Genomic DNA, 21,591 nt, shown 5'->3' on the forward strand with positions numbered 1-21,591 from the left:
AAACAAAGTTACCGCAACCGGCAAGAATTATATGCATACCTCAAACCGCTAACTCGACAGGGCGGCGAAGCGTTCCACCTTTGTTGTCGGGCCGGAGACGATCAGGAGGTCGTCCTTGCGGACCTCGGTGTCGGGTACGGCGTAGACGAAGTCCTGCTGCGGTCGCTTGATGCCGACGACGGTGATGCCGTGCTGCGTGCGGATGCCGGTTTCCTCCAGCGTGCGGCCTGCGAAATCGTCGGGTGCGCGCATCTTGGCGATGGCGAAGTCGTCGTCGAACTGGATGAAATCGATGAGGTTCGCGCCGATGACGTGCGCCACGCGCTCGCCCATGCGGGCCTCGGGCTGCACGATCACGGTCGCTCCGGTCCGTTCCAGGATGCGCGCGTGAGCCTCGTTGATCGCCTTCGCGCAGATCTTCGGCACGCCGAGATCGGAGAGGGCGAGCACGGTCAGCACGCTCGCCTCGAGGTTGCTGCCGATGCCGACTACCGCCGTCTCGAACTCCGCCGCGCCCAGCCGCCGCAGGGTTTCCGGTTCTGTTGCGTCAGCCTCTACCGCCTGCGTCAGTTCGTCGCACATCGCCTGGATGCAGGCCGGATCGGTGTCGATCGCCATCACCTCGTGACCCATGCGGGTGAGCGAGCGCGCGACTGCGACCCCGAAGCGTCCCAGTCCGATGACCAGGACCGGGCGGTGTTTGCGTCTAGCCGACAATCGGGTTCTCCTCAGCATAGCGGTACGGGCGGCGCGAGGCGCCAAGTGCAAGCGCGGTGGCGACCGTAATAGTTCCCACGCGGCCAACGAACATGAGCACGATCAGCACGATCTGGCCGAGCGGGGGCAGTTCGGCGGTAATCCCGGTCGACATGCCCACGGTGGCGAAGGCGGAAATGCACTCGAATAACACGTCTTCGAGCGGAAGGGTGGTTATCGCGAGCAGGATAAGCGTGCCGATCGTGATCAGCCCGGCGCCCATGACGGTGACGCTGAGCGCCGTGCGCTCGACCGAGCGGCCCACGCGGCGGCCGAACATGGTCGCATCCTCCTGCCCCCGTATTTCGGAGAGCACGATGGCGAGCAGCACGGCGACGGTGGTGATCTTGATCCCGCCTGCCGTGCCCGCGCTGCCGCCGCCGATAAACATGAGGAGGTAATTGGTCAGCAGTGTCTCGTCGCGAAACGCGCCGACGTCGAGGCTGTTGAAGCCCGCCGTGCGCGGTACGACCGAGTGGAACGCAGCATTGAGCAGCTTCGCATCCCATTCGAGCCCGCCCATCGTGCCGGGGTTGTTCCATTCCTTTAGCAGAATGAGCCCGAACCCCCCGATGAGCAGGATGATCGTGCCGCTGATCGTGATCTTGGTGTGGAGCGTCCAGTGGCGGTAGTCGAAGGGGCGGATGCGCAGTTCCTGCATCACCGGAAAGCCGATGGCGGTGATGAGGATCGCGATCATGATCGGGACCAGCATCAGCCAGTCGGTCTGAAAGCCCATCAGACTGTCCGAATAGGACGAGAAGCCGGCGTTGTTGAATGCGCTGATCGAATGAAACATACCGTGCCACAGCGCGGGGCCGAGCTCGTATCCGTAAGTGAGGATCAGGCGCAGCGCCAGGATCAACGCCACGATCCCTTCTACGGTCACGGTAATCACAAAGACGAGCTTCAGGACCGATTTCGTATCGCCGATGTCGAGGCGGCTGCGTTCGACATGGGTTGCGAGCCGGTCTTTCAGACGCAGGTCGCGTCCGGCGACGAGGCCGAGCAGCGTAGCCGCGGTCATGATGCCGAAACCGCCGATCTGGAACAGTATGAGGATCACGAACTGGCCGAAGCCGGTCCAGTAAGTCGGCGTATCGACGACGATCAGGCCGGTTACCGCCACCGCGCTCGTGGCGGTGAAGAAGGCGGTCATGAACGGCGGAACGTCGTGTTCGCTGTTGGAGATCGGAAGTAGCAGCAACACGGTGCCGATGGCTATCGCTGCAAGAAACAGAACGGGAATCAGGCGGATAGGGTTGGCGAGGCCGTTCACAGCGGCGCCATTACTCCCCCCGGAAAGGCTTGGCGAGACGGTTTTTCACCGCTCCGCCACCCCGTTATCTGCGCGCGGTCAGTTGCCCGCGATGCGCAGGCTCTGGCGCTGCCGCACGAGGCGCTGCGCACGCTCGTCGACATCGGCGAGCCGCCGCACGGTGCGGTCCATGTCCTTGCGCTCGTCCTTGAGCTTGTCACGCGCATCCTCGAGGCTGTCCTGCGCTTCCGCGACATCATGGCGGTCGTCGCGCAGTTCCTTGATCAGCTTCGCGCGTCGCTCCGACAATTTGCGCGCTTCCCTGTTGAGCTTGCGCCACTCCTTCTCCTGCTTTTCGTCGAGGCTCTCCGGAGCCGGCGCGGATACGATGATTTCTGGCGAAGATTCCTGTGCGGAAACAGCGGTAGCGGAAATGGCGAGCGGAAGGGCAAAAGCGAATGCGTTTTTCATATGCGGGAAGCCTTGATTGGATTCGGGGGGGGCGCGGCGCGCCAGCGTGCGCGCGGCATCTGCCAACCCGATGTAGGAAACAATTCCGCGATTTTAAAGGTTACAGGCCCATGGAAGCCGCCCAGTGACCGCGCGCGTCGCTGGCAGGCGATCTGCAACCTTTGTTATACGCTTAGATTAAAGGCTATACTACCTGCAGCCGAAGAGTAAGCATTGCCGAACAGGACGCTTCGGGCGTCGTATACGGCAATGGAGGGGTGCCAATTCATGGATCGCATTTGGTTTGGATAGGCCGGCTCCGTCCGGTTCGGCCGACAAGTTCATCAAGGCCATCGGTACTCGGTTCGGTTTTACCGAAGAAGACGAACGTTTGCTTATCTCGCGAATGGACGGCGAAATGGTCTTTTCCGCCGGCGAAACCATCGTCGAGGAGGGGAGGAGCATCAGGTTCTCCTCGCTTCTGTTCGAGGGCATGAGCTACCGAGAAAAGTCCACGGAATGCGGCAGCCGGCAAATTCTCGGCATTCAGATACCGGGTGATTTCGTCGACCTGCACTCGTATCCGCTGAATTATCTCGACCATTCGCTCGTCGCGCTGACCGATTGCAAGCTGGTTACCCTGCGCCACGAAGAGATCGACCGCCTGATCGAGACTCATCCGCATCTCGTGCGCCTGTTGTGGTTTTCCACGATGATCGATGCCTCGATCCATCGCGAATGGATACGCAACCTCGGTGCGAGAAGGGGTAGCGCGCGCATGGCGCACCTGTTTTGCGAGATATATGAACGTATGAAGGTCGTCGGGCTGACCGATGGCGCTTCGTTCGCCTTTCCGCTGACCCAAGTTGAACTTGGCGACGTCCTTGGCTTCACGCAGATCCACGTTAACCGCATACTGAAGGAATTACGGGAAGCCGGTATTGCGGAATTCCGCAGCAAGACCGTCCAAATTATCGATTACGACCGTCTGGCCAAGCACGCCGGTTTTGATCCCGATTACCTCTATCTGACGCGCAGGAGACGGTAGTTCGTCAGATCGACGAAAACCAATACTCGCCTTTTCTTACGATATTCAAAGTGCCGCAGTAGCGCGGCCCCTCGTATAGCATCACGCCGCCGATATAGCTTTGTTGCGAGACGATCTCGACAGCGCGCGCAAGGTCGTTGCTTTCGAACTCCATGCGCCGACTGGGACAATTGCCGTCGCCCAGAAACCTCGCAGTATAGGTCGTCCGTTTGCCGCCATTACGTTTGGCGCGTCCGAATAAGTTGAGTTTCTGTTCCACTGCGACTCCACCCTCAGTCACTGACATGACCGTTCTCGCGCGAAAGCGGCGTATGGTTCAATTGCATATGTCAATTTCGGCAAGCCCGCGGCGATTACTCGATCAGCGTAGAGGATAAATCCTTCCAAAAGCGAAAAGGCGGCACCCGCAATCAAGGGAATGCCGCCTTCTCGAGATTTACCCGGTTCACGCGAACCGGAGAAAATCTGGCTTACTGTGCCTGTGCGTCGACGACGTCTTCAGCGGCGTCGCCGGCTTCGCCCATTGCGTCAGCCTGCTCGTCGAGCACTTCTTCCTGCACTTCGTCGCCCTGCGCTTCGGCGAGGTCGGCCTGCTCTTCGAGCACGTCTTCCTGCGCTTCATACTGCTGCTCGACGAGATCTTCCTGCGCTTCCTGCTCGCTTTCGGCGCATGCGGAAAGCGTCGTCAGAGCGGCTGCGGAAAGTGCGATGGTGAATTTGTTGAACTTCATAATGGGTAGCCCCTTTGTTTTAGCTTGTACCAAGCAAGCGCATTACTGGACTTTCCGCGGGAATACGTCAATTCCGCTGCCGTATCCGGTCTGGATAAGCCTTCGGTCCGCCCCCGCGCGCGCTCGATCGGCCCGCCGGTTGCAAGGCGAATCATAAGTGTGCGAAGCGCGCGCTTTGCTGTAACCGAACCGACATATTCCCCGAATGAGACCCTAGTAGATGGCGCGAGAGAACCAGAAACCGATCGAACGTATCCAGCAGAACCTGCTGGCGCGCAGCGAGCGACGTCTGCTCAACTGGCTGTGCGCGCGGATGCCGGGATGGGTTTCGCCCGACATGCTGACTTTCGTCGGCATGATCGGCGCCTTTCTCGTGTTCGCCGGATATGTCGGCAGCAACCTCGGCGACGAGTGGCTGTGGGTCGCTATCGGGGGTTACATCGTCCAGTGGTTCGGCGATTCCACCGACGGCAGCCTCGCCCGCTTCCGCCAGATCGAGCGGCCGAGATACGGCTATTTCCTCGACCATAGCTGCGACGGGCTTGCGACCACGCTGGTGGTAGCCGGAATTGGCCTCAGCCCCTACGTCAAGCTCGAAGTCGCGCTCGTTGCGCTGGCCGGTTACCTGCTGCTTTCGATCCACGCGTTTCTGTCGGTCCGCGTTCTGGGCGAGCTCAAACTGTCCTACCTCAATGCAGGACCGACTGAGCTGCGCTTCGTCCTGATCGCGCTCACGCTTGCCATGATCTATTTTCGCACCGGGCCGGGCATCTTCGGACCGATCAACGGTTTCGACCTGTTCGTGGGGACGGTGGGCACCTTGCTGATCGCGCTCTTCACGATCCAGACCGTCGTGACCGCGCGCCGCCTCGCAAGCGAAGAGCCCTCCCGCAACAAGGAATGGTCGCGGCGCAAGTAGCTCAGGAAGCCGCTTTTGATGATGCGGTGTGGCGCTTGACGACCTCATTGCGGACGATAACGCTGTTAGGTTGATGAGTTCGCTGGCCGTCCCGAGATAGCTTACGTACTCAGGCAAAATAATGTATCCTGCGTTCGACTCACAAGAACACGCCTGTGGTCGCTAGATTCAAGCTTCTGATTTGCCTGCGAATTCGCCCGAAAGTGGTCCCGCGCATGGTTCATTCCTGAAGATGAAAGTTAGCTTCCACCATGCGATCAGCGCAATCCTACAGTCGAAACGAAGAAACGGGCACTCCGTCTGCGCTGCGCATGATGACGCCCCAACGAGTGCGCGTGATCATATGCCTCTCCTTTGATTGTCGTGCTGAACCCGCCGAGGTGGATTCATTCAAGAGTACGTTGCTAGCAGACCCGAAAGTTCGGCACGCAGTTGAGGTCAGCGGTGCCTATGACTTTATGGCGGAAGCAGTTCTGTCCAGCATGAGCGCCTATCAGGATTTTGTGCAGTCGCTGAGCGAACCACTGGCGAAGCTGGTTACGCGGCACGAAGAAAGCTTCATTTGCAAGAGGTTCGTCAGGCACCGTGTCGAAGACACCGCAATCTGGGTTCCTGCACCTCAGGGCTATAAGAGAGTAGATACCCGCGACATCGATAAGGTCTCCGCTGAAGGAGACTACATGCGAATCTACTCGCGAGGGGACAGTTGGCTTGTCCACGCGACGATGCGTTCTCTCGAGCACCGCCTAAACCCTGATCATTTCATTCGCCTAAACCGCTCCGTCATCGTGCGCCTAAGCTTTATAGACTTCTTCGTCCACGAAGGCAGGCGCTGGCTCGTGCAGCTATGCGACGGAACATGCGAGCGAGTCAGCAGAACTCACGTGGCTCAAGTCTGCAGCGCTTTGAGGTTCACCTCGTCGATACGAGAACGCGCTTCGCCGAAGCCGTAACCTTTCGCCGAAAACTTCGTGAAAGTTCACCGAAGAACAAGAGCACTTTCTGTGGTGACATGGCACTCATCAGCTGTCTCGAAACGAGACCGTTGGTGGAAAGGAACGTGTCATGAAATTGCAGAAACTAGCCTGCGCCTTTGCTGCAGTAGCAATAACCACGATGGCCATAGGGGTGACGCTATCACCTGTAGCGGTTGCGAAAGCGCCTATCGATGTCATCGCAGAACCGCCTCCGGAAGGAACAACTTTAGTGAGCTACGCTGATCTGAACCTGACAACAGGCGCCGGCGAGCGCACTCTCAAAGAACGGGTGAGAGGCGCCGTCCGCTTCGTCTGCAAGCCTCACGCCACGTTCGGTTGGTACGAATATTATGGATGCCGCAATTTCGCGTGGAAGGGAGCAATGCCCCAAATCGAACGTGCGGTGAAACGAGCCCGTGATTTGGCGGTTAACGGCAAATCGAATATCCCTCCTGTCGCGCTCGCTGTCTCTGTATCGAGATGATGGAGCGTTGCTGAAGCTGCAGTATAGTCGCCTCTGCTGCAGCTCCGCGCTATTCGCCTCATCGACCACAATACGGCTATTTCCTCAACCAAAACTGCGACAGACTAGCGACCATGCTGGCGATGGCCGGATTAGCCTCAATCCCAACGTCAGCTTGAAGTCGCGCTGGCCGGTTACCTGCTGCTTTCGGTCCACGCGTGGCTTTCGGTCCGCATTCTGGACGAGCTTAAACTGCGCTAACGTAATGCAAAGGCCGACCGAGCTCCCCTTCATCCAGATCGCGCTTACCTTTGCAAGAATTCTATTTACCCTTGGAGTTTTTCAAATTGAGCAACAGCCACCAACGCCTAAGTGCACATCGTGGTTCTTAGCTTTCGAACCGGTAAATTCCAGCGCTTGCCAGCGCGCGTGAGCTTGCCAATAGATGGTTGAAGGTCCGCTGACGTATCCACTTCGACGACGCGCCGTTGGTTACGAACTCGTCAATTAAAGTTTTCCAATCGACAGAACGTTGCAAGTCGGACCAGCTATCCTCGGCTGTTCTCGACATTTTGGCGTAAAGATCCTGGTTGGTTAACAATCGCTCAATCGCATCCGCAAATGACTTGGGGTTTCGCTGCCTGAAAATGCCGGCGCGATCGTTAGTACCCAATATTGGGAAAAACATCGGATGGTCGCTGCACACTATCGGTGTTCTGCTGGCAATCGCTTCAAACAAGGCCAGAGGAAAACCTTCCGGGAAGGAATGGCGGCTAGGCACAGCAATCAAGTCGCTAGAACGAAAAAGTTCGATGACTTCGGGGTTCGGAATGCGCCCGAGAAAGGTCACTTGGTCCTCGATTCGAAGCTTCGCAACCAATCGGTTCATGGCATCGAGGTCTCCGGACCCTGCAAGCTTGGCGCGTAGGATGATGCCCCGTTTTTTTAATATTCCGATGGCATGGAGAAGGTCTCCGACGCCCTTTTGCTCATTAATCACCCCTGCATAGACGATTAAAGGCGCAGTCTCGTACGACCTGCTTCTCGGCTCGAATTGATCTGGAGAAAACATCTTCGGGACGTCCCAAGCCAACAGCTTATTCGCGTCTACGCCGTATTCGGCGAGCTTCATGGCAGAGGGCCAGCAATGATTCGCTACCAGTAGCAAACGCGCATCATTGAGAACCTTGGCTAGCTTTCGACGCTCGACATATCCGCGCGGTCCGGTCCGATTATAGCTGTTAGCCATGGCCAACATTACTGGTCGTCCCGTTTGCATACAGGCGTTCACGAAGTCGAGGTTCGGAAAATGAGGTATCAAAACTTCCGAACTGTCGTCAGCCAACGCTGCGCGCAACAATGAATTATCTCCTACTCGCTGCGCGTTGAGAGCAATGATTTTGACGTTGTTGCGAGGTTCTTCGACCCTTCGATCATCAGACCAATAGCGGTAGATCGTGACCCGTACGCCTCTATCCGCGAGGGAAGTAACAAGCTTCGCAACTTCGGGATGGGTCGCATAGACCTGCGGTTCACCTTTATCGTGACGCCGAAGGACTTCAGCAAAATCGCCTGCGAAGAAAAAGATAGAAACCGATCTAGCCGACATAATTCCCCCATCGGGCCATTGTCGGCAATTTCTATTGTTTTTTCTATCAGTCAACCTGCGTTAGAGGGGCAGGCCGAACCCTTTCCGAAAACCGAGGACGCCGTCGATACCGTTCTATGAATTGAAGTCGGAACGAATTGTTCACTGACACCGCACCTCGCCAGTATGTGGCGCTATCCTACTTATTTAGTAACGGCAGCCTTGTCCGCATTTCCTGGTCATTCGCTACCCCTAAAGCGGGTTGCCGTCCTGATCGCGGAAGATTTCGCGGCGGCCGACGTGGTCAGCCGGGCCGACGAGGCCTTCGCCCTCCATGCGCTCGATCCATTTGGCCGCGGTGTTATAGCCGACGCCCATCTGGCGCTGGAGCCATGAGCCCGACGCCTTTTGGTTCTCGATCACGATCTGGCAGGCCTGCCGGTACTTGCGCTCTTCCGGGTCGTCGGAGGCGGTGAACTCGTCCTCGAAATTGAAGCCGCCGTCCTCGGGTTCCTCGGTCACGGCATCGACGTATTCGGGTTTGCCCTGCGCGCGCCAATGATCGGCGACGCGCTCGACTTCCTCGTCGGACACGAACGGTCCGTGGACGCGCACCATCGCGCCGGTGTTGGGCTTGTAGAGCATGTCGCCCTTGCCCAGCAGCTGCTCCGCCCCCTGCTCGCCCAGAATGGTGCGGCTGTCGATCCGGCTCGTCACCTTGAAACTGATTCGGGTCGGCAGGTTCGCCTTGATGACGCCGGTGATGACGTCGACCGAGGGGCGCTGCGTCGCCATGATCAAGTGAATTCCGGCGGCGCGCGATTTCTGGCTGAGGCGCTGGATCAGCACTTCGATTTCCTTGCCGACCGTCACCATAAGGTCGGCGAGTTCGTCCACGATCAGCACGATCTGCGGCAGCGCCTGGTAATCGAGCTGTTCTTCCTCGTAGATCTCCTCGCCGGTTTCGGGGTCGAAGCCGGTCTGCACGCGGCGGCCGAGCGGCTTGCCCTTGGCGGCGGCGGCGCGGACCTTTTCGTTGAAGCTGGAGAGATTGCGCGAGCTGACGCTCGACATCATGCGGTAGCGGCGCTCCATCTCCTCGACCGCCCATTTGAGGGCGCGCACGGACTTGTGCGGCTCGGTCACGACGGGCGAGAGCAGGTGCGGAATGTCGTCGTAGGTTTTTAGTTCGAGGACCTTGGGATCGATCAGGATCAGGCGGCATTCCTGCGGCGTGAAACGGTACAGCAGCGACAGCAGGATGGCGTTGAGGCCGACCGACTTGCCCGACCCGGTCGTGCCCGCGACCAGCAGGTGAGGCATGGCGGCAAGGTCGGCGATGATCGGCTCGCCCGCGATATCCTTGCCGAGGATCATGGGCAGATTGCCCTTGGCCTCGACGAAATCGGCGCAGGCGGCAAGCTCACGGAATGACACCATCTGCCGGTCGGCGTTGGGCAGCTCGATGCCCATGACGGTGCGGCCCGGAATGGGCGAGACGCGGGCGGAAATCGCGCTCATGTTGCGGGCGATGTCTTCGGCGAGGCCGACCACGCGGCTCGCCTTGATGCCGGGGGCAGGCTCGAGTTCGTACATGGTGACGACCGGGCCGGTGCGCACGGCGGTGATCTCGCCCTTCACGTTGAAGTCGTCGAGCACGTTTTCGAGCAGGCGGGCATTGCGTTCGAGCGCCATCTTGTCGAGCTTGGGCGCGGTGTGCGCGGGCGCTTCTTCGAGCAGGTCGATGCTCGGCAAATCGTAATCGGCGAACATGTCGCGCTGGCTCGACTTGGGCTTCGACGGCTGGCGCGGCGGGGCGGAGGGATCGCTGATTTCGGGCGAGCGGCGCGGCGGCGCGGCGGGCGCGTCGTCGTCCTCGTCCGCATCGGCAAGCGTGCGAGCGGGCTTCGCCTTGCGCGGCTTGACGGGCAGGGCGCTGTCGTCCTCGGCTTCGGTGCTGCCCCGGCGCAGAAAGGCAGGGAGCGTGAGCCACTGCGCCCAATCGATCGCGAAGACGCGGGTGGTAAGGGCAAGTGCTCCGGCAAGGCTCGCGAGACCGAGCCCGGCGATGATCCAGACGCGCGCGGTCTCCGGAAAGCGGCCCGCAATGCCCTCAAACGCAGATGCACCGAGCAGGCCCGACACGCCGCCGAGGCCCGCGGGCAGCGACCAGTCGCTACCGTCGGTCATCAGCGAAAGAACGATGCCGAACAACACGATCGCCGCGACCAGCATCGCGAGCGGGCGCCACCATGCGCCGTGCGTCGCCCCCTCGTCCGTGCCGTCCGTCTCGACTGCGCGCCACAGCCTCCGCGCCGCGACGTAGATGAGCGGCAGCAGCAGCAGAGAGGGCCAGCCGAACAGGAACAGCATCCGCTCCGACGCCCAAGCGCCGCCGGAACCCATCCAATTGGCGATGTCCCCGCCCGCCGCGGCGGTGGAGGGACTCGGGTCGGTCTGGGTATAGCTGGCGAGCGACAAAGCGAGGAAGACGAGGAGCAACGCCAGCGCGCCCGCGCCGATCATCTGGCCCGCGCGCGCAGCCGAACGGCGGAAGGCGGCCCGCCAGTCGGTGCTCTTGCCGCTACTCATTGCCCGCGTTGCCATGTCGAAAGAAAACCCGCTCCGAAACCCGTATTGCGCCCGTAATGCACCGGGGCGGAGTCGCCGGTCAAGTGATAGGACTGAGCCCGCCGATGGCGGCCCAGCGCGGCCAGCAGAGTGCGCGTGCTTTCTCTGCCGTCATTCCGCCGAGCGCGATGACGGGCATCTCGGCCTTGGCAGCCAGTTCGCGGAAGCGCTCCGGACCGAGCGAAGGAGCGCCGGGATGCGAGCAGCTCGGGAACACTGGCGAGAGGAAAACGGCCTTGGCGCCTGCCAAATTGGCGGCGACAATTTCGGTCACGTCATGCGCCGTCGCGAAAAGCGGAAGATTGCCGGCTTGGGGGGTGTCTGGAGGTCCGTAAATACCGGCTATGCATCCTTGAACCCCGTTTAGGTGCATTTGTGCGCACTTCACCCGACCGGCGGGAACGAGCGTTGAGAACTCCTTCCTTTCGGCGATTTCTAGCAGTTCTTTCAGCCGCTTGACCCAGGCTTCGTCCATCAGATGATGATGCCGGAACACGAAGCCGGACCCTCTCGGCAATTCTGAAAGAGCGCGTTCGAGAACCGTGTCGTTGCGCGCATCGGACAAGAGCCAAAGCTGGGGGAGGGTCTGGCATGACATGGCGGACACGCTATAGCGGCGCGTGATGGAAAAGACAGAAACTCCCCTCGAAATGGTGCGCGCCAATATCGCCAAACAGTGCAGGATCGCGCGGCGCGAACCTGACGACGTGACGCTGATCGCGGTGAGCAAGAAGCACGGCGAGGAAACGATCGTCCCGCTCCTCGACGAGGGGCACCGGGTCTTCGGCGAGAACCGCGTGCAGGAAGCGCAGGACAAGTGGCCGCCGCTGCGCGAACGCTACGAGGGCATCGAACTGCACCTTGTCGGCCAGCTTCAGTCGAACAAGGCGGAGGATGCGGCGGCGCTGTTCGACTGCATCCACTCGCTCGACCGGATGAGTCTCGTCAAGGCGCTACCCAAAGCCTTCGAGAAAGCAGGCCGTAAAGTGCCGTGCTTCATCCAGGTCAACATCGGCAGCGAGGATCAGAAGGGCGGCGTTGCGATCGCCGAACTGGCCGAACTGGTTGCCGCAGCGCGCGAGGCGGAGATCCCGCTCGCCGGATTGATGTGCATTCCGCCTGCCGACATCGAACCCGCGCCGTTCTTCGCGCTCCTCGGCAAGCTCGCCGACGAGAACGGCCTTGAAGGTCTGAGCATGGGAATGAGCGGCGATTACGAGACCGCGGTCATGCTCGGCGCCACGCACGTCCGTGTCGGCACGGCGCTGTTCGGCGCGCGCGGCTAAGTCTCAGGCGTCTTCCATCTCGCGCTGCCGCTGGTCGCTGGCAGCGTCGAGCAGTTCGTTCTCGAGCCGCGACAGCCGGCTGCTTTCGGTGATTTTGTCGCCGGTCAAGTCGGTGACGTAGAACGTATCCGCCGCGCGCTCCCCGTAGGCGGTGATATGCGCAGACTGCACGATCAACCGCGCTTCGAACAGCGTGCGCGCAAGGCGGTTGAGCAGCGCAGAGCGGTCGCGGGCATTGACCTCGATTACCGTGAATCGGTTCGATGCAGTATTGTCGAACACCACGCGCGGCGACACGTCGAACGCATTCGCACGGGTGCGGGGCAGCGGTCGCTGCGCCAGTTTCGGAGCGAGCTCGATGCGGTTCGCAAGTGCGTCGGCGATCGTGTCCTCGATCCGCTTCAATTGCGACGGCTCGCGGAAAGGTTTTCCGACCGGATCCTGCACGAGGAAGTTATCGACCGCCCAACCGGCGCGCGTGGTATGAATGCGCGCATCGATGATGTTCGCGCCCGCAAGATGGATGCCGCCCGCGATCCGGTAGAACAGGCCGGGATGATCGGCGGCGATGACCGTGACCAGCGTGGCGCCACGCGCCTCGTAATATTCGCAGTGGACCGAGAGCTTGTGCTTCTGCTCGCGCGCCGCCGCATATTGAACGATATTGAGCGCGATCACGTCTTCGGGCTCGGCGATCCAGTAGGCGTCGTCGAAAACCTGTTCCGCCTGGTCTAGCAGGCCGTTCTTGTCGTCCAGCAGCTCCGCGACCGTCCGCTTCTTCGCCGCGACGCGCGGGACACGGCCTTCCTGTACGTGGCCAAGCCGCAACCGCTCGTGCGCGGCATCGTAAAGCTGCCCGAGAAGCTGCCCCTTCCAGCTGTTCCAAACACCCGGCCCGACAGCGCGGATATCGACCGAAGTCAGGATCGCGAGATGACGCAGACGTTCCAGCCCCTGCACGCGCTCGACGAAGTCCTCGATCGTCTTGGGGTCGGTCAGGTCGCGCTTGAAAGCGGTCGCGCTCATCAGCAGATGCTCGCGCACCAGCCAGCTGACGAGTTCGGTTTCGGCATCGCTCAACCCGAAGCGGGGGCACAGTTCCAGCGCGATTTCCGCGCCCAGGATCGAATGGTCACCGCCGCGCCCCTTGGCGATGTCGTGCAGCAGCACCGCGACATAGGCAGCCCGGCGGGAGGCGACCTTGTGAATGAGCCGCGTTGCGCGCGGATGGTCTTCGGCGAGTTCGCCCTTCTCGATCTTGTTCAGGAGGCCGATCGCGCGAATGGTATGCTCGTCGACCGTGTAGTGGTGGTACATGTCGAATTGCATCTGCGCATTGACGCGGCCGAAATCGGGCACGAACCGGCCGAACACCCCCGCCTCGTTCATCCAGCGCAGAACCATTTCCGGATCGTTCCGGCCTGCAAGCAGTTCCAGGAACAGCGCGTTGGCGCGGGGATCGCGGCGCACCTCGTCCTTGATGAGGCCACTGTCACGGTCCGCCTGGCGCATGGTTTCAGGGTGGATTTCGAGGCTTTCCGCTTCGGCGATCTGGAAAATCTCGATCAGGCGCACCGGATCGCTTTTGAACCAGTCGTCGCCGGGCGCGGCGATCCGCCCGCCGAACACACGGTAGCCCTTCAGCATTCGCGGCTTGGGACTGAAGCCTGCGAGGAGGCCGGTGCGCCGACGCTTCTGCGCAAGCTCGTCGTCGATATGCGCGAGGAAGACACCGGTCAGGCTGCCGACCCGCTTCGCCTGCAGGAAATAGAACTGCATGAAACGTTCGACCGGCGCCTGGCCGGGGCGCTCGGCGAAGTTCATGCGCTCCGCGATCTGGCGCTGGAAATCGAAGGTAAGCCGGTCTTCGGCGCGCCCGGTGAGCAGATGCAGGTGACACCGCACCGCGAGGAGAAACCCTTCTGCCCGGCGGAAGCTGCGGTATTCCGCCTTGGTAAGCAGGCCCACGTCGACCAGTTCCGAGGCGCTGCGCACGCCGTGAATGTACTTGCCGATCCAGTAGAGCGTCTGCAAGTCGCGCAGCCCGCCCTTGCCGTCTTTGACGTTCGGTTCGACGACATAGCGGCTGTCGCCCATGCGCTTGTGCCGCTGGTTGCGCTCCTCGAGCTTCTCGGAGACGAATTGCCGCGCCGTTCCCGCAACGACATCGCGGCGGAAGCGCTTCGCGGCTTCATCGTAAAGTTCCTGATCGCCCCAGAGGTAGCGCCCCTCCAGCATGGCGGTGCGGATGGTCAGGTCTTCCTTCGACATCCTGACCATTTCTTCGAGCGTGCGGCTGGAATGTCCGACTTTCAGGCCGAGATCCCAGAGGTAATAGAGCATCGTCTCGATCACCTGCTCGCACCACGGGGTACGGCGGTGCGGAGTGATGAACGCGATGTCGACGTCGGAATGCGGCGCCATTTCCGCGCGTCCGTAGCCGCCGACCGCGACCAGGGTCAGCCGCTCACCCGACGTGCGGTTCGCGAGCGGATGAACCGCCTCCGTCACGTGGTCGTAGATCACGCGGATAAGCTGATCGACCAGGAAGGAGAAGCCGCCCGTACAAGCGTGTCCGGCGGATGGTTTCTCGTCGAGCCGCCGCCGCAGTTCCGCACGCCCATCTTCCAATGCTTGCTTCAGCGCCTCGACGATTTCCCGCCGCGCATCCCCGTCACTCTCGCCATGCAGCGCGGCGATCTGGCTCGCCAGTTCGCGGCGGTCGATGATCGCGCGCTGATCGGGAATGCGGATGCGGTTCATGGTTTCGGTCGGCGGCTCAGGCGTTCGCGAATTGCTTGCGGACGGAGATCTTGTCGATTTTCTGCGTGCCGAGGCGCGGCAGGGCTTCTTCGGCTCGCCACAGCTTCGCGGGTATCTTGAAGGCTGCGATATGATCTTCGAGAAAGCTCGTCAGCGCATCGGGCGTCAGTTCGCGGCCCGGTTTGGTGTAGTAGACCGCCGCCGGAATCTCGCCGTAGCGTTCGTCTGAAAGGCCGAAGACGGAGCATTCCGCTACATCTTCGTGGGCGTAGATCGCCTCTTCCACTTCGATGCAGCTGATGTTCTCGCCGCCGCGAATGATGATGTCCTTCTTGCGGTCGACGATGAAGAGGTAGCCGTCTTCGTCGAGATAGCCGAGGTCGCCGGTGCGGAAATACATATCGTCGGTGAAGGCGGCGCGCGTCGCCTCCTGGTTGTTCCAGTAGCCGAGGAAGTTGGCGATCGAGCGGATCGAGACTTCGCCGACGCTGCCTTGCGGCAGGGGGTTGCCGTCGTCGTCGAGAATGGCGAGATCGACGAGCGGACGGCTCGGCTGGCCGGTGCTGCCGGGCTTCGCCATGTAGTTCTCATTGAGATTGCCGCAGCCCACCGCATTGGTTTCGGTAAGGCCGTAGCCGAGCAGCGGGAAACCTTCGGGGAAGGCTTCCTTGATCTTCGTCACGTGTTCGGGCGGACGGGGCGCGCCGCCCGCGGCAAAGCTCTTGCAGCACGAGAGGTCGTATTTGTCGCGGTCGGGATGCGTCGCCATTTCGTAGCTCATCAGCGGAACACCGACGAAATAGCTGATCTCCTCCTGTTCGATCAGGCGCATCGCCTCGGCAGCATCCCATTTCGGCATGAACACGAGTTTGCGGCCGATGGCGAAGCTTTGCAGGAACAGCGGTATCTCGCCGGTCACGTGAAACAGCGGGACCGCAACAAGGGCGGAGGGCGGCGCGCTCGGCGCTTCGTTGCGTTCGGTCAGGATATGCAGGCTCATCACCGTCTGTGCGGCGTAGCTCATGATTCCGTGCAGCACGCCGCGATGGTCGGAGTAGGCGCCCTTGGACTTGCCGGTCGAGCCGGACGTATAGAGGATAGTCGCGAGGTCGTCCGGCCCCAGTTCGGGTAGCGGGGTGCTCGCCTGCTCGGCATTGGGCCAGATTGCCGCGAGATCGCCTTCGACCTTGCCGCCGTGACCGAACACGATGACCTTTGCGCCGTGCTCATGGCCCTCAAGCCGCGCGGCGCGGTCCTCGTCGGCGAGGACGATGGAGCACTGCGCAAGGTCGACGCCTTCCGCCAGTTCCTCGCCCGACCAGAAGCCGTTAAGGAGCGCTGCGCAGCCGCCCGCCATGATCGTGCCGAGATAGCAGATCGCCCAGTTCGCCGAGTTGCGCGCCGCGATGCCGATGCGGTCGCCCTTCTGCACGTTATGCCGCGCGATGAGACCTGCCGCTACCTGCCGGGCGGCCATGAAGGTCTCGGCAAAGGACAGGCGCAGGTCGCCGTCGACGAGGAAGGTCGCATCGCCGTGCTGGTTCGCGTAATAGGCGAAATAGTGGAACAGGCTGGGCGGAGCGTTCTTGAAGGCCGGCATCGTAACGCCGCCGCGCTGCGCCGGTACGGTCTCGAACAGTTGGCCGGGGCTGGTCAATGTGTCCATGATGCGGACCATCTGTTGATCGAGATCGGTGGGCATTGGTGTCACTCTCCTGGTTGTTCGTTTTATGCTGCCTTGCCGCCTCGTGCCGGGCATCGCAATCGCCTAGTTGAAGCGTAGCGGGCTTTTCGCCGCTTGTCTGCTATGCCATAGGCGGCTCAGCGGACCTTGGAGGGACGCGAATTCACGCGAGGAACTGCCGTTTTGCTGTCTTTCCTGACCGATGTGCTGGCGACCGCACAGCCGATCCAGTGGTCCGAACTCGGCCTGCGCGACGGGATAGAGCTGTTCGGCGGCTTCAAGCTCCGCTTCTATTCGCTCGCCTATCTTGGCGGTATCCTTCTGGGATATTGGCATCTCACGAAAATGATCAAGGCGCCCGGCGCCCCCATGGCGCAGCAGCACGCGGAAGACCTGTTCTTTTATGCGACGCTTGGCATCATTTTGGGCGGAAGGCTGGGCTATGCGGCATTCTACAAGCCGGAGCTGTTCACCGGCTTCACCGATAGCGAGTTCATCAGCTGGGACCTGCTGCGGCTATGGGACGGCGGCATGAGCTTCCACGGCGGCGTGATCGGCGTATTGCTCGCCATCACGTGGGTCGCGGTGCGCGGCGGCCTGAACTGGCTGCGTATCTGCGATTACATCGCGGTCAACGTGCCCTTCGGCATGTTCTTCGGCCGTCTGGCCAACTTCATGAACGGCGAGCTCTACGGCCGGCCGACCGATGTGCCGTGGGCGATGGTGTTCCCGACCGATCCGTTGCAAGTGGGCCGCCATCCCTCGCAGTTGTACCAGGCAGGGCTCGAAGGGCTGCTGCTAATCGTCATCCTGCTGCCGCTGTTCTGGAAAACGCGGGCGCGTTACCGGCCCGGCCTGCTCGTCGGCGTCTTCACCATCGGCGTCGCGGGTGCGCGCTTCGTCAACGAATTCTTCCGCGAGCCCGACGCCTACCTTGCTTACGTAGTGACCGAAACGGGCCTGTCGCGCGGACAGTGGCTCTCGCTGCCGATGATCGCGGTAGGTATCACCGTCGTGGTGTACGCGCTGATGAAGCCGCCCGTCGTCGGAGCCGGAACGAAGCAGGCCAAATCGGCCGCGGCATGAGCGATCCGGCGCCTGCGCCGGGTGCTCCGCCAAGCGACCTGACGGCGCGGTTCTGCCGCCTGATCCGGCAATCCGGTCCGATCTCGCTGCTGCATTACTTCGGAGAGAGCAACGCGCACTACTACGCGTCGCGCGATCCGCTGGGCGCGGCAGGTGACTTCACCACTGCACCCGAAATCAGCCAGATGTTCGGAGAGATGATCGGACTGTGGTGCGCCGATTTCTGGCAGCGTTCAGGATCGCCGGACATTGCCTATGTCGAGCTCGGTCCGGGGCGGGGCACACTCGCGAAGGACGCGCTTCGGGCGATGGCGCGCTTCGGCCTGACGCCGCCGGTGCATTTCGTCGAGGGGTCACCAGCCTTGCGTAAGGTGCAGTCGGGCAGCATCGCCTCGGTGCAGTTCCATGACGACCTCGACAGCCTGCCGAGCGACGTGCCGCTACTCATAATCGCCAACGAGTTCTTCGATGCTTTGCCTATTCGCCAGCTCGTAAAAACCGAGGCGGGCTGGCGCGAGCGAATGGTCGCGCTCGATGCGGACGAACGGTTCGTGTTCGTCGCCGGCGACAAGCCGATGGATGCCGCAGTCCCGGACGAGATGAAAGCTGCGGCGGAGGGCACGATCGTCGAGGTATGCCCAGGCGCGGCGGCATGGGCGGGCGGCATTGCCGAGCGGCTGGAAGAGCAGGGCGGCGCGGCGCTGTTCATCGACTACGGCTATTTCGCCGAACGCACCGGGTCGAGCCTGCAGGCGGTGCGGGCCCATAGGAAGGTCGATCCGCTCGAAGCGCCCGGCACAGCGGACCTGACCGCGCACGTCGCCTTCTCCGCGCTGGAAGCCGCGATGCGTCGTAACGGATCCGCGCGGGTGCAATCCGGCACGCAAGGAGCGTTTCTCGAGCGGCTCGGGATTACGGCTCGCGCGCAGGCCCTTGCCGCAGCCGATCCTGAGCGCGCGCAGGCTATCGCAGGCGAGCATCGCCGCCTGCTAGCGCCCGAAGCGATGGGCGAGCTGTTCAAGGTGATGGCAGTTACAGCGAGCGGCGAACGCTGGGCTGAGCCTGCGGGTTTCGCCTAGAGCCCGATCTCTTCCGCCAGCATCCGGGCCGCCTCGCCGGGTGTCTTCTTGTCCTCTTGCCGGTCCACTGCGAGGTTCGCCGCACGCATGGCTTCCACGTCAATTGCTCCTATCAATGGGCGCAGCGCTGCGATCAGGCGAGCGTCATCCGCACGGTCCGGCGCGATGAGCAGGATGGCATCGTAGCTGGGAAAGGCGCCGCGGGGGTCTTCCAGCACCACGAGGCCGTCCGCCGCGATCCGTCCGTCGGAGGTGTAGGCGCTGATGATGTCGGCCTCGCCCGAACGCAGCGCATTGTACATGAAAGTCGGGGTAAAGGTCCGCTGCCGCGCGAAGTCGAGCCCGTAGGCCTCCTTCACCGCGAGCCATTCGGGGCGCTCGAAGAATTCGGGATCGCCGCCGATGACCATTCGCTGGCCCCGCGCCGCGACATCCTCGAGGCTCGTGAACCCGCCAACGTTCGCTTTCTCGCCGTTCATGGCGAGCGCGTAGGCATTCTCGAACCCGAGCCGCCCTAGCACCAGCGTTCCGCTGGTCTCGCGTTCGTATCCGGCGATGCGGCGGTACATTTCCTCGCGGCCGGGGTTGTCCGTCCGGCCAAGTTCGTTGGCCCAGATCGTACCGGTGTAGTCGACCACGATGTCGATCGCTCCCGTCGTTACGGCCTCGTGAACGACGGCACTACCCAGAGCATCGCGGTAAGCGACTTCGTAGCCGGCGGCTTCGAGCCTCTGCCCGATGAGCCGCGCGAGGATGAACTGTTCGGAGAAGCTCTTCGCTCCGATCACGATGCGCTCGTCCTCGTCGCCAGCGATGGCGCTAATGGCAGGTCCCCAGAGCGCAGCGCCGATGCCGAGCGCGACGGCAATCGCGCCGCCGAGCCACAGGGTCCGGTTGCGCTTGGCGAAGCCTTTCTCGATGAGGCCGAGCAGCCCGTCGGCAACCAGCGCGAGCCCGGCGCTCGCGATGCAGCCTGCAAGCACAAGCGCCCAGTTCTGCGTCTGCAACCCCGCGAAGATCGGATCGCCGAGGCTCTTCTGACCGATGGTCGTCGCCAGCGTGGCCGCTCCGATCGTCCATACCGCTGCCGTGCGGATGCCGCCCATGATGTAAGGCGCGGTCAGCGGTGCCTCGACCAGTCGCAGTCGCTGCCAGTCGCTCATGCCGACCCCGTGCGCAGCCTCGATGACGCCGGGATCGAGATTGGCCTGCGCCGTCACCGCGTTCCGCAGGATCGGCAGAAGCGCGTAGAGCGCCAGCGCGAGCAGAGCCGGCAGGAACCCGAGCGTCGGGAGGCCTTCGCCGAATACCGCGCGCAGGCTCAGGAGGATCGGGAAGAACAGGGCCAGCAGTGCGAGTGCGGGTATCGTCTGGACGAGGCTCGCAAAACCGAGCGTTCCGCGGGCGACGGTCGGGGACCGGCTGGCCCAGACTGCGAGAGGAAGGGCGACTATGATGCCGAGGCCCAGCGCCGCTGCGCATAGCAGCACATGGGCGGCGAACTCGTCGCCCAGCCCGAGCAGCGCATCGACGATCGCGTTCATTCGCGCACCGCCGACAATCGCTTCGCCTGCTCGCGCGGTACGGCGACCATGGCCTGTGCGATTGCACCGCCCCGGCCGGCCAGCAGTGATGCAGGCGTTTCGTCCGCCTCGATGCGCCCCGCGTCCATTACCAGCACCCGGTCGGCGAGCAGCAAGGCTTCGGCCATGTCGTGCGTCACCATCACGCTCGTCAAGCCGAGCCGCTCGTGCAGCGCGCGCACCCGCCGCCCCAAAGCATCGCGGGTCAGCGGGTCGAGCGCGCCGAAGGGTTCGTCCATCAGCAGGATTTCCGGCTCGTTCGCGAGCGCGCGGGCAACCCCGATGCGCTGCTGCTGTCCGCCGGAGAATTCCTGCGGCATCCTTGCCGCCATCTGCGGGTCCAGTTCCACGAGTTCCAGGAGTTCAGCGATCCGCTCTGGCGGAAGGCGGTTACCCGAAAGCCGCGCGCCGATGCCGATGTTCTGTCCAGCGTCCATGTGCGGGAAAAGCCCGATCTGCTGGAAAACGTAGCCGATCCGCCGGCGCAAAACGGACCGCGGCATGTCGCTAGTGTCTTGTCCATGGACGAAGACCTTCCCGCTGTCGGGCTCGACCAGCCGGTTCACGATCTTGAGAAGCGTCGACTTGCCCGATCCTGACGCGCCGACCAGTGCGGTGAAGCTGCCGCCCGCGACCGCGACCGATACGTCTTCCACGGCCTGCACATCGCCGAAAGTCCGCGAAACACCGCGCCATTCAAGTGCCGGCGTCGCGCTGTCAGGCACGGGGCCGGTCAGTTCTCTTCGCCGCCCGCTTCTTCATGGGCTTCGGTGTCCTCATCGGGCGGCGTATATTCGACCTTTTCGAGTTCGATATTGAAGTCGTCGCCGCGCGACATCGTCACCGTGTCGTCGCGCAGCACGCCGGGGCTCCAGCAATCACCCCGGTCGCTTTCGTTTTCGGGCGTGAAGCAGATTTCCTCGCCGTCGAAGTTCCAGCCCCCGGTCTGGTAGAAATCGCCGTTGCGGAGGTCGCGGTAGGTTCCGTCCGCATCGAGGTAGGTGGTGAAGCGCGCTCCGTCCTCGCCGATCGCGCGCCATGCCGTTCCCGAGAACTCGTTCAGCGGTTCCGGGGCGGGTGCACTATCGCCGCTCGCCACGTCGGCTGCGGTTGTCGGCGCGGTTTCCACGGCGGCGGTCTCTTCGCCTTCCGCGGTTTCGTCGCCTTGCTGCGTGCAGGCTGAAAGTAGCATGGCCGCTGTGCTGGCGGCGAGAATGGTTCTGGATCCCATGGTGCTCAAGCTCGGTCCCGTGCTGCCGTGAAAATCTGCAATACGTAGGCTAGCAATA

20 protein-coding genes are annotated in these 21,591 nt (G+C 62.2%); 7 read left to right on the forward strand and 13 right to left on the reverse strand.

Annotated features, from left to right (window positions below; translation table 11 throughout):
* Positions 1-48 precede the first annotated feature (48 nt).
* From HUV48_RS06990 to HUV48_RS07000, 3 genes are all read right to left on the reverse strand, one after another.
* On the reverse strand, positions 49-717 hold the full coding sequence (locus HUV48_RS06990) for a potassium channel family protein (protein WP_217906717.1): 669 nt from the start codon (positions 715-717) through the stop codon (positions 49-51).
* Positions 707-2,035 (reverse strand): TrkH family potassium uptake protein, encoded by a 1,329-nt coding sequence (locus HUV48_RS06995; RefSeq protein ID WP_176267065.1) that lies wholly within the window; start codon positions 2,033-2,035, stop codon positions 707-709. Before HUV48_RS06995 ends, HUV48_RS06990 begins: the two co-directional genes overlap by 11 nt.
* A gap of 78 nt (positions 2,036-2,113) precedes the next feature.
* Positions 2,114-2,485 (reverse strand): hypothetical protein, encoded by a 372-nt coding sequence (locus HUV48_RS07000; protein WP_176267066.1) that lies wholly within the window; start codon positions 2,483-2,485, stop codon positions 2,114-2,116.
* Between the two features lie 283 nt (positions 2,486-2,768).
* On the opposite strand from HUV48_RS07000, the gene HUV48_RS07005 reads away from it, so the two are divergent.
* A complete protein-coding gene (locus tag HUV48_RS07005) occupies positions 2,769-3,512 on the forward strand; it encodes a Crp/Fnr family transcriptional regulator (protein ID WP_176267067.1) in 744 nt (247 codons plus the stop codon).
* Between the two features lie 4 nt (positions 3,513-3,516).
* On the opposite strand, the gene HUV48_RS07010 is transcribed toward HUV48_RS07005, so the two are convergent.
* Both HUV48_RS07010 and HUV48_RS07015 read right to left on the reverse strand, forming a co-directional pair.
* A complete protein-coding gene (locus tag HUV48_RS07010) occupies positions 3,517-3,771 on the reverse strand; it encodes a hypothetical protein (RefSeq protein WP_176267068.1) in 255 nt (84 codons plus the stop codon).
* Positions 3,772-3,982: 211 nt separating this feature from the next.
* On the reverse strand, positions 3,983-4,243 hold the full coding sequence (locus HUV48_RS07015; RefSeq protein WP_176267069.1) for a hypothetical protein: 261 nt from the start codon (positions 4,241-4,243) through the stop codon (positions 3,983-3,985).
* Between the two features lie 220 nt (positions 4,244-4,463).
* Between HUV48_RS07015 and HUV48_RS07020 the strand changes: the two genes are divergently transcribed.
* The 3 genes from HUV48_RS07020 to HUV48_RS07030 all read left to right on the forward strand — a co-directional run bounded on the left by HUV48_RS07020 (position 4,464) and on the right by HUV48_RS07030 (position 6,623).
* A complete protein-coding gene (locus HUV48_RS07020; protein ID WP_176267070.1) occupies positions 4,464-5,162 on the forward strand; it encodes a CDP-alcohol phosphatidyltransferase family protein in 699 nt (232 codons plus the stop codon).
* A gap of 311 nt (positions 5,163-5,473) precedes the next feature.
* Complete coding sequence (locus tag HUV48_RS07025; protein ID WP_176267071.1) at positions 5,474-6,115, forward strand: LytTR family transcriptional regulator DNA-binding domain-containing protein; 642 nt, start codon at positions 5,474-5,476, stop codon at positions 6,113-6,115.
* A 112-nt stretch (positions 6,116-6,227) separates the two neighbouring features.
* Complete coding sequence (locus HUV48_RS07030; RefSeq protein ID WP_176267072.1) at positions 6,228-6,623, forward strand: UrcA family protein; 396 nt, start codon at positions 6,228-6,230, stop codon at positions 6,621-6,623.
* Between the two features lie 367 nt (positions 6,624-6,990).
* Here the strand turns inward: HUV48_RS07030 and HUV48_RS07035 are convergent, their stop codons facing one another.
* From HUV48_RS07035 to HUV48_RS07045, 3 genes are all read right to left on the reverse strand, one after another.
* Complete coding sequence (locus HUV48_RS07035; RefSeq protein ID WP_176267073.1) at positions 6,991-8,265, reverse strand: glycosyltransferase family 4 protein; 1,275 nt, start codon at positions 8,263-8,265, stop codon at positions 6,991-6,993.
* Positions 8,266-8,442: 177 nt separating this feature from the next.
* On the reverse strand, positions 8,443-10,797 hold the full coding sequence (locus HUV48_RS07040) for an FtsK/SpoIIIE family DNA translocase (RefSeq protein WP_176267074.1): 2,355 nt from the start codon (positions 10,795-10,797) through the stop codon (positions 8,443-8,445).
* Positions 10,798-10,861: 64 nt separating this feature from the next.
* Entirely contained in the window at positions 10,862-11,419 is a 558-nt protein-coding gene (locus tag HUV48_RS07045; protein ID WP_176267075.1) for a thiamine phosphate synthase, read from the reverse strand.
* A 25-nt stretch (positions 11,420-11,444) separates the two neighbouring features.
* On the opposite strand from HUV48_RS07045, the gene HUV48_RS07050 reads away from it, so the two are divergent.
* On the forward strand, positions 11,445-12,107 hold the full coding sequence (locus HUV48_RS07050) for a YggS family pyridoxal phosphate-dependent enzyme (RefSeq protein WP_176267076.1): 663 nt from the start codon (positions 11,445-11,447) through the stop codon (positions 12,105-12,107).
* A gap of 3 nt (positions 12,108-12,110) precedes the next feature.
* On the opposite strand, the gene HUV48_RS07055 is transcribed toward HUV48_RS07050, so the two are convergent.
* Positions 12,111-14,870, reverse strand: a complete 2,760-nt coding sequence (locus HUV48_RS07055; protein WP_176267077.1) for a [protein-PII] uridylyltransferase — start codon at positions 14,868-14,870, stop codon at positions 12,111-12,113.
* A gap of 16 nt (positions 14,871-14,886) precedes the next feature.
* Positions 14,887-16,572: a class I adenylate-forming enzyme family protein gene (locus tag HUV48_RS07060; RefSeq protein ID WP_176267078.1), complete on the reverse strand. Its 1,686-nt coding sequence runs from the start codon at positions 16,570-16,572 to the stop codon at positions 14,887-14,889.
* Positions 16,573-16,737: 165 nt separating this feature from the next.
* On the opposite strand from HUV48_RS07060, the gene lgt reads away from it, so the two are divergent.
* Together lgt and HUV48_RS07070 are read left to right on the forward strand one after the other, a co-directional pair.
* A complete protein-coding gene (gene lgt / locus HUV48_RS07065) occupies positions 16,738-17,640 on the forward strand; it encodes a prolipoprotein diacylglyceryl transferase (protein ID WP_225871564.1) in 903 nt (300 codons plus the stop codon).
* The gene (locus HUV48_RS07070; RefSeq protein ID WP_176267080.1) at positions 17,637-18,719 is read left to right on the forward strand and encodes a class I SAM-dependent methyltransferase; all 1,083 of its coding nucleotides are present in this window, start codon (positions 17,637-17,639) and stop codon (positions 18,717-18,719) included. Before lgt ends, HUV48_RS07070 begins: the two co-directional genes overlap by 4 nt.
* Here HUV48_RS07070 and HUV48_RS07075 read toward each other — a convergent pair.
* The 3 genes from HUV48_RS07075 to HUV48_RS07085 are packed head-to-tail and all read right to left on the reverse strand — an operon-like array spanning position 18,716 to position 21,533.
* Positions 18,716-20,263, reverse strand: a complete 1,548-nt coding sequence (locus HUV48_RS07075; RefSeq protein WP_176267081.1) for an ABC transporter permease/substrate-binding protein — start codon at positions 20,261-20,263, stop codon at positions 18,716-18,718. The genes HUV48_RS07070 and HUV48_RS07075 overlap by 4 nt on opposite strands.
* Positions 20,260-21,027, reverse strand: a complete 768-nt coding sequence (locus tag HUV48_RS07080; protein WP_176267082.1) for an ATP-binding cassette domain-containing protein — start codon at positions 21,025-21,027, stop codon at positions 20,260-20,262. The genes HUV48_RS07075 and HUV48_RS07080 overlap by 4 nt, the downstream gene beginning before the upstream one ends.
* Positions 21,028-21,035: 8 nt before the next feature.
* Positions 21,036-21,533: a hypothetical protein gene (locus tag HUV48_RS07085; RefSeq protein WP_176267083.1), complete on the reverse strand. Its 498-nt coding sequence runs from the start codon at positions 21,531-21,533 to the stop codon at positions 21,036-21,038.
* Positions 21,534-21,591 lie beyond the last annotated feature (58 nt).

Origin of the sequence: Qipengyuania atrilutea, assembly GCF_013370205.1 — a bacterium.
GTDB lineage: Bacteria > Pseudomonadota > Alphaproteobacteria > Sphingomonadales > Sphingomonadaceae > Actirhodobacter > Actirhodobacter atriluteus.

Excerpts from the sequence above, each read along its gene's own strand:
- HUV48_RS07000 (WP_176267066.1), bottom strand. The coding sequence starts at position 2,485 with ATGAAAAACGCATTCGCTTTTGCCCTTCCGCTCGCCATTTCCGCTACC.
- HUV48_RS07045 (WP_176267075.1), bottom strand. The coding sequence starts at position 11,419 with ATGTCATGCCAGACCCTCCCCCAGCTTTGGCTCTTGTCCGATGCGCGC.
- HUV48_RS07085 (WP_176267083.1), bottom strand. The coding sequence starts at position 21,533 with ATGGGATCCAGAACCATTCTCGCCGCCAGCACAGCGGCCATGCTACTT.
- HUV48_RS07015 (WP_176267069.1), bottom strand. The coding sequence starts at position 4,243 with ATGAAGTTCAACAAATTCACCATCGCACTTTCCGCAGCCGCTCTGACG.
- HUV48_RS07025 (WP_176267071.1), top strand. The coding sequence starts at position 5,474 with ATGATGACGCCCCAACGAGTGCGCGTGATCATATGCCTCTCCTTTGAT.
- HUV48_RS07050 (WP_176267076.1), top strand. The coding sequence starts at position 11,445 with ATGGAAAAGACAGAAACTCCCCTCGAAATGGTGCGCGCCAATATCGCC.
- HUV48_RS07055 (WP_176267077.1), bottom strand. The coding sequence starts at position 14,870 with ATGAACCGCATCCGCATTCCCGATCAGCGCGCGATCATCGACCGCCGC.
- HUV48_RS07030 (WP_176267072.1), top strand. The coding sequence starts at position 6,228 with ATGAAATTGCAGAAACTAGCCTGCGCCTTTGCTGCAGTAGCAATAACC.
- HUV48_RS07060 (WP_176267078.1), bottom strand. The coding sequence starts at position 16,572 with ATGCCCACCGATCTCGATCAACAGATGGTCCGCATCATGGACACATTG.
- HUV48_RS07075 (WP_176267081.1), bottom strand. The coding sequence starts at position 20,263 with ATGAACGCGATCGTCGATGCGCTGCTCGGGCTGGGCGACGAGTTCGCC.
- HUV48_RS07070 (WP_176267080.1), top strand. The coding sequence starts at position 17,637 with ATGAGCGATCCGGCGCCTGCGCCGGGTGCTCCGCCAAGCGACCTGACG.
- HUV48_RS07040 (WP_176267074.1), bottom strand. The coding sequence starts at position 10,797 with ATGGCAACGCGGGCAATGAGTAGCGGCAAGAGCACCGACTGGCGGGCC.
- HUV48_RS07020 (WP_176267070.1), top strand. The coding sequence starts at position 4,464 with ATGGCGCGAGAGAACCAGAAACCGATCGAACGTATCCAGCAGAACCTG.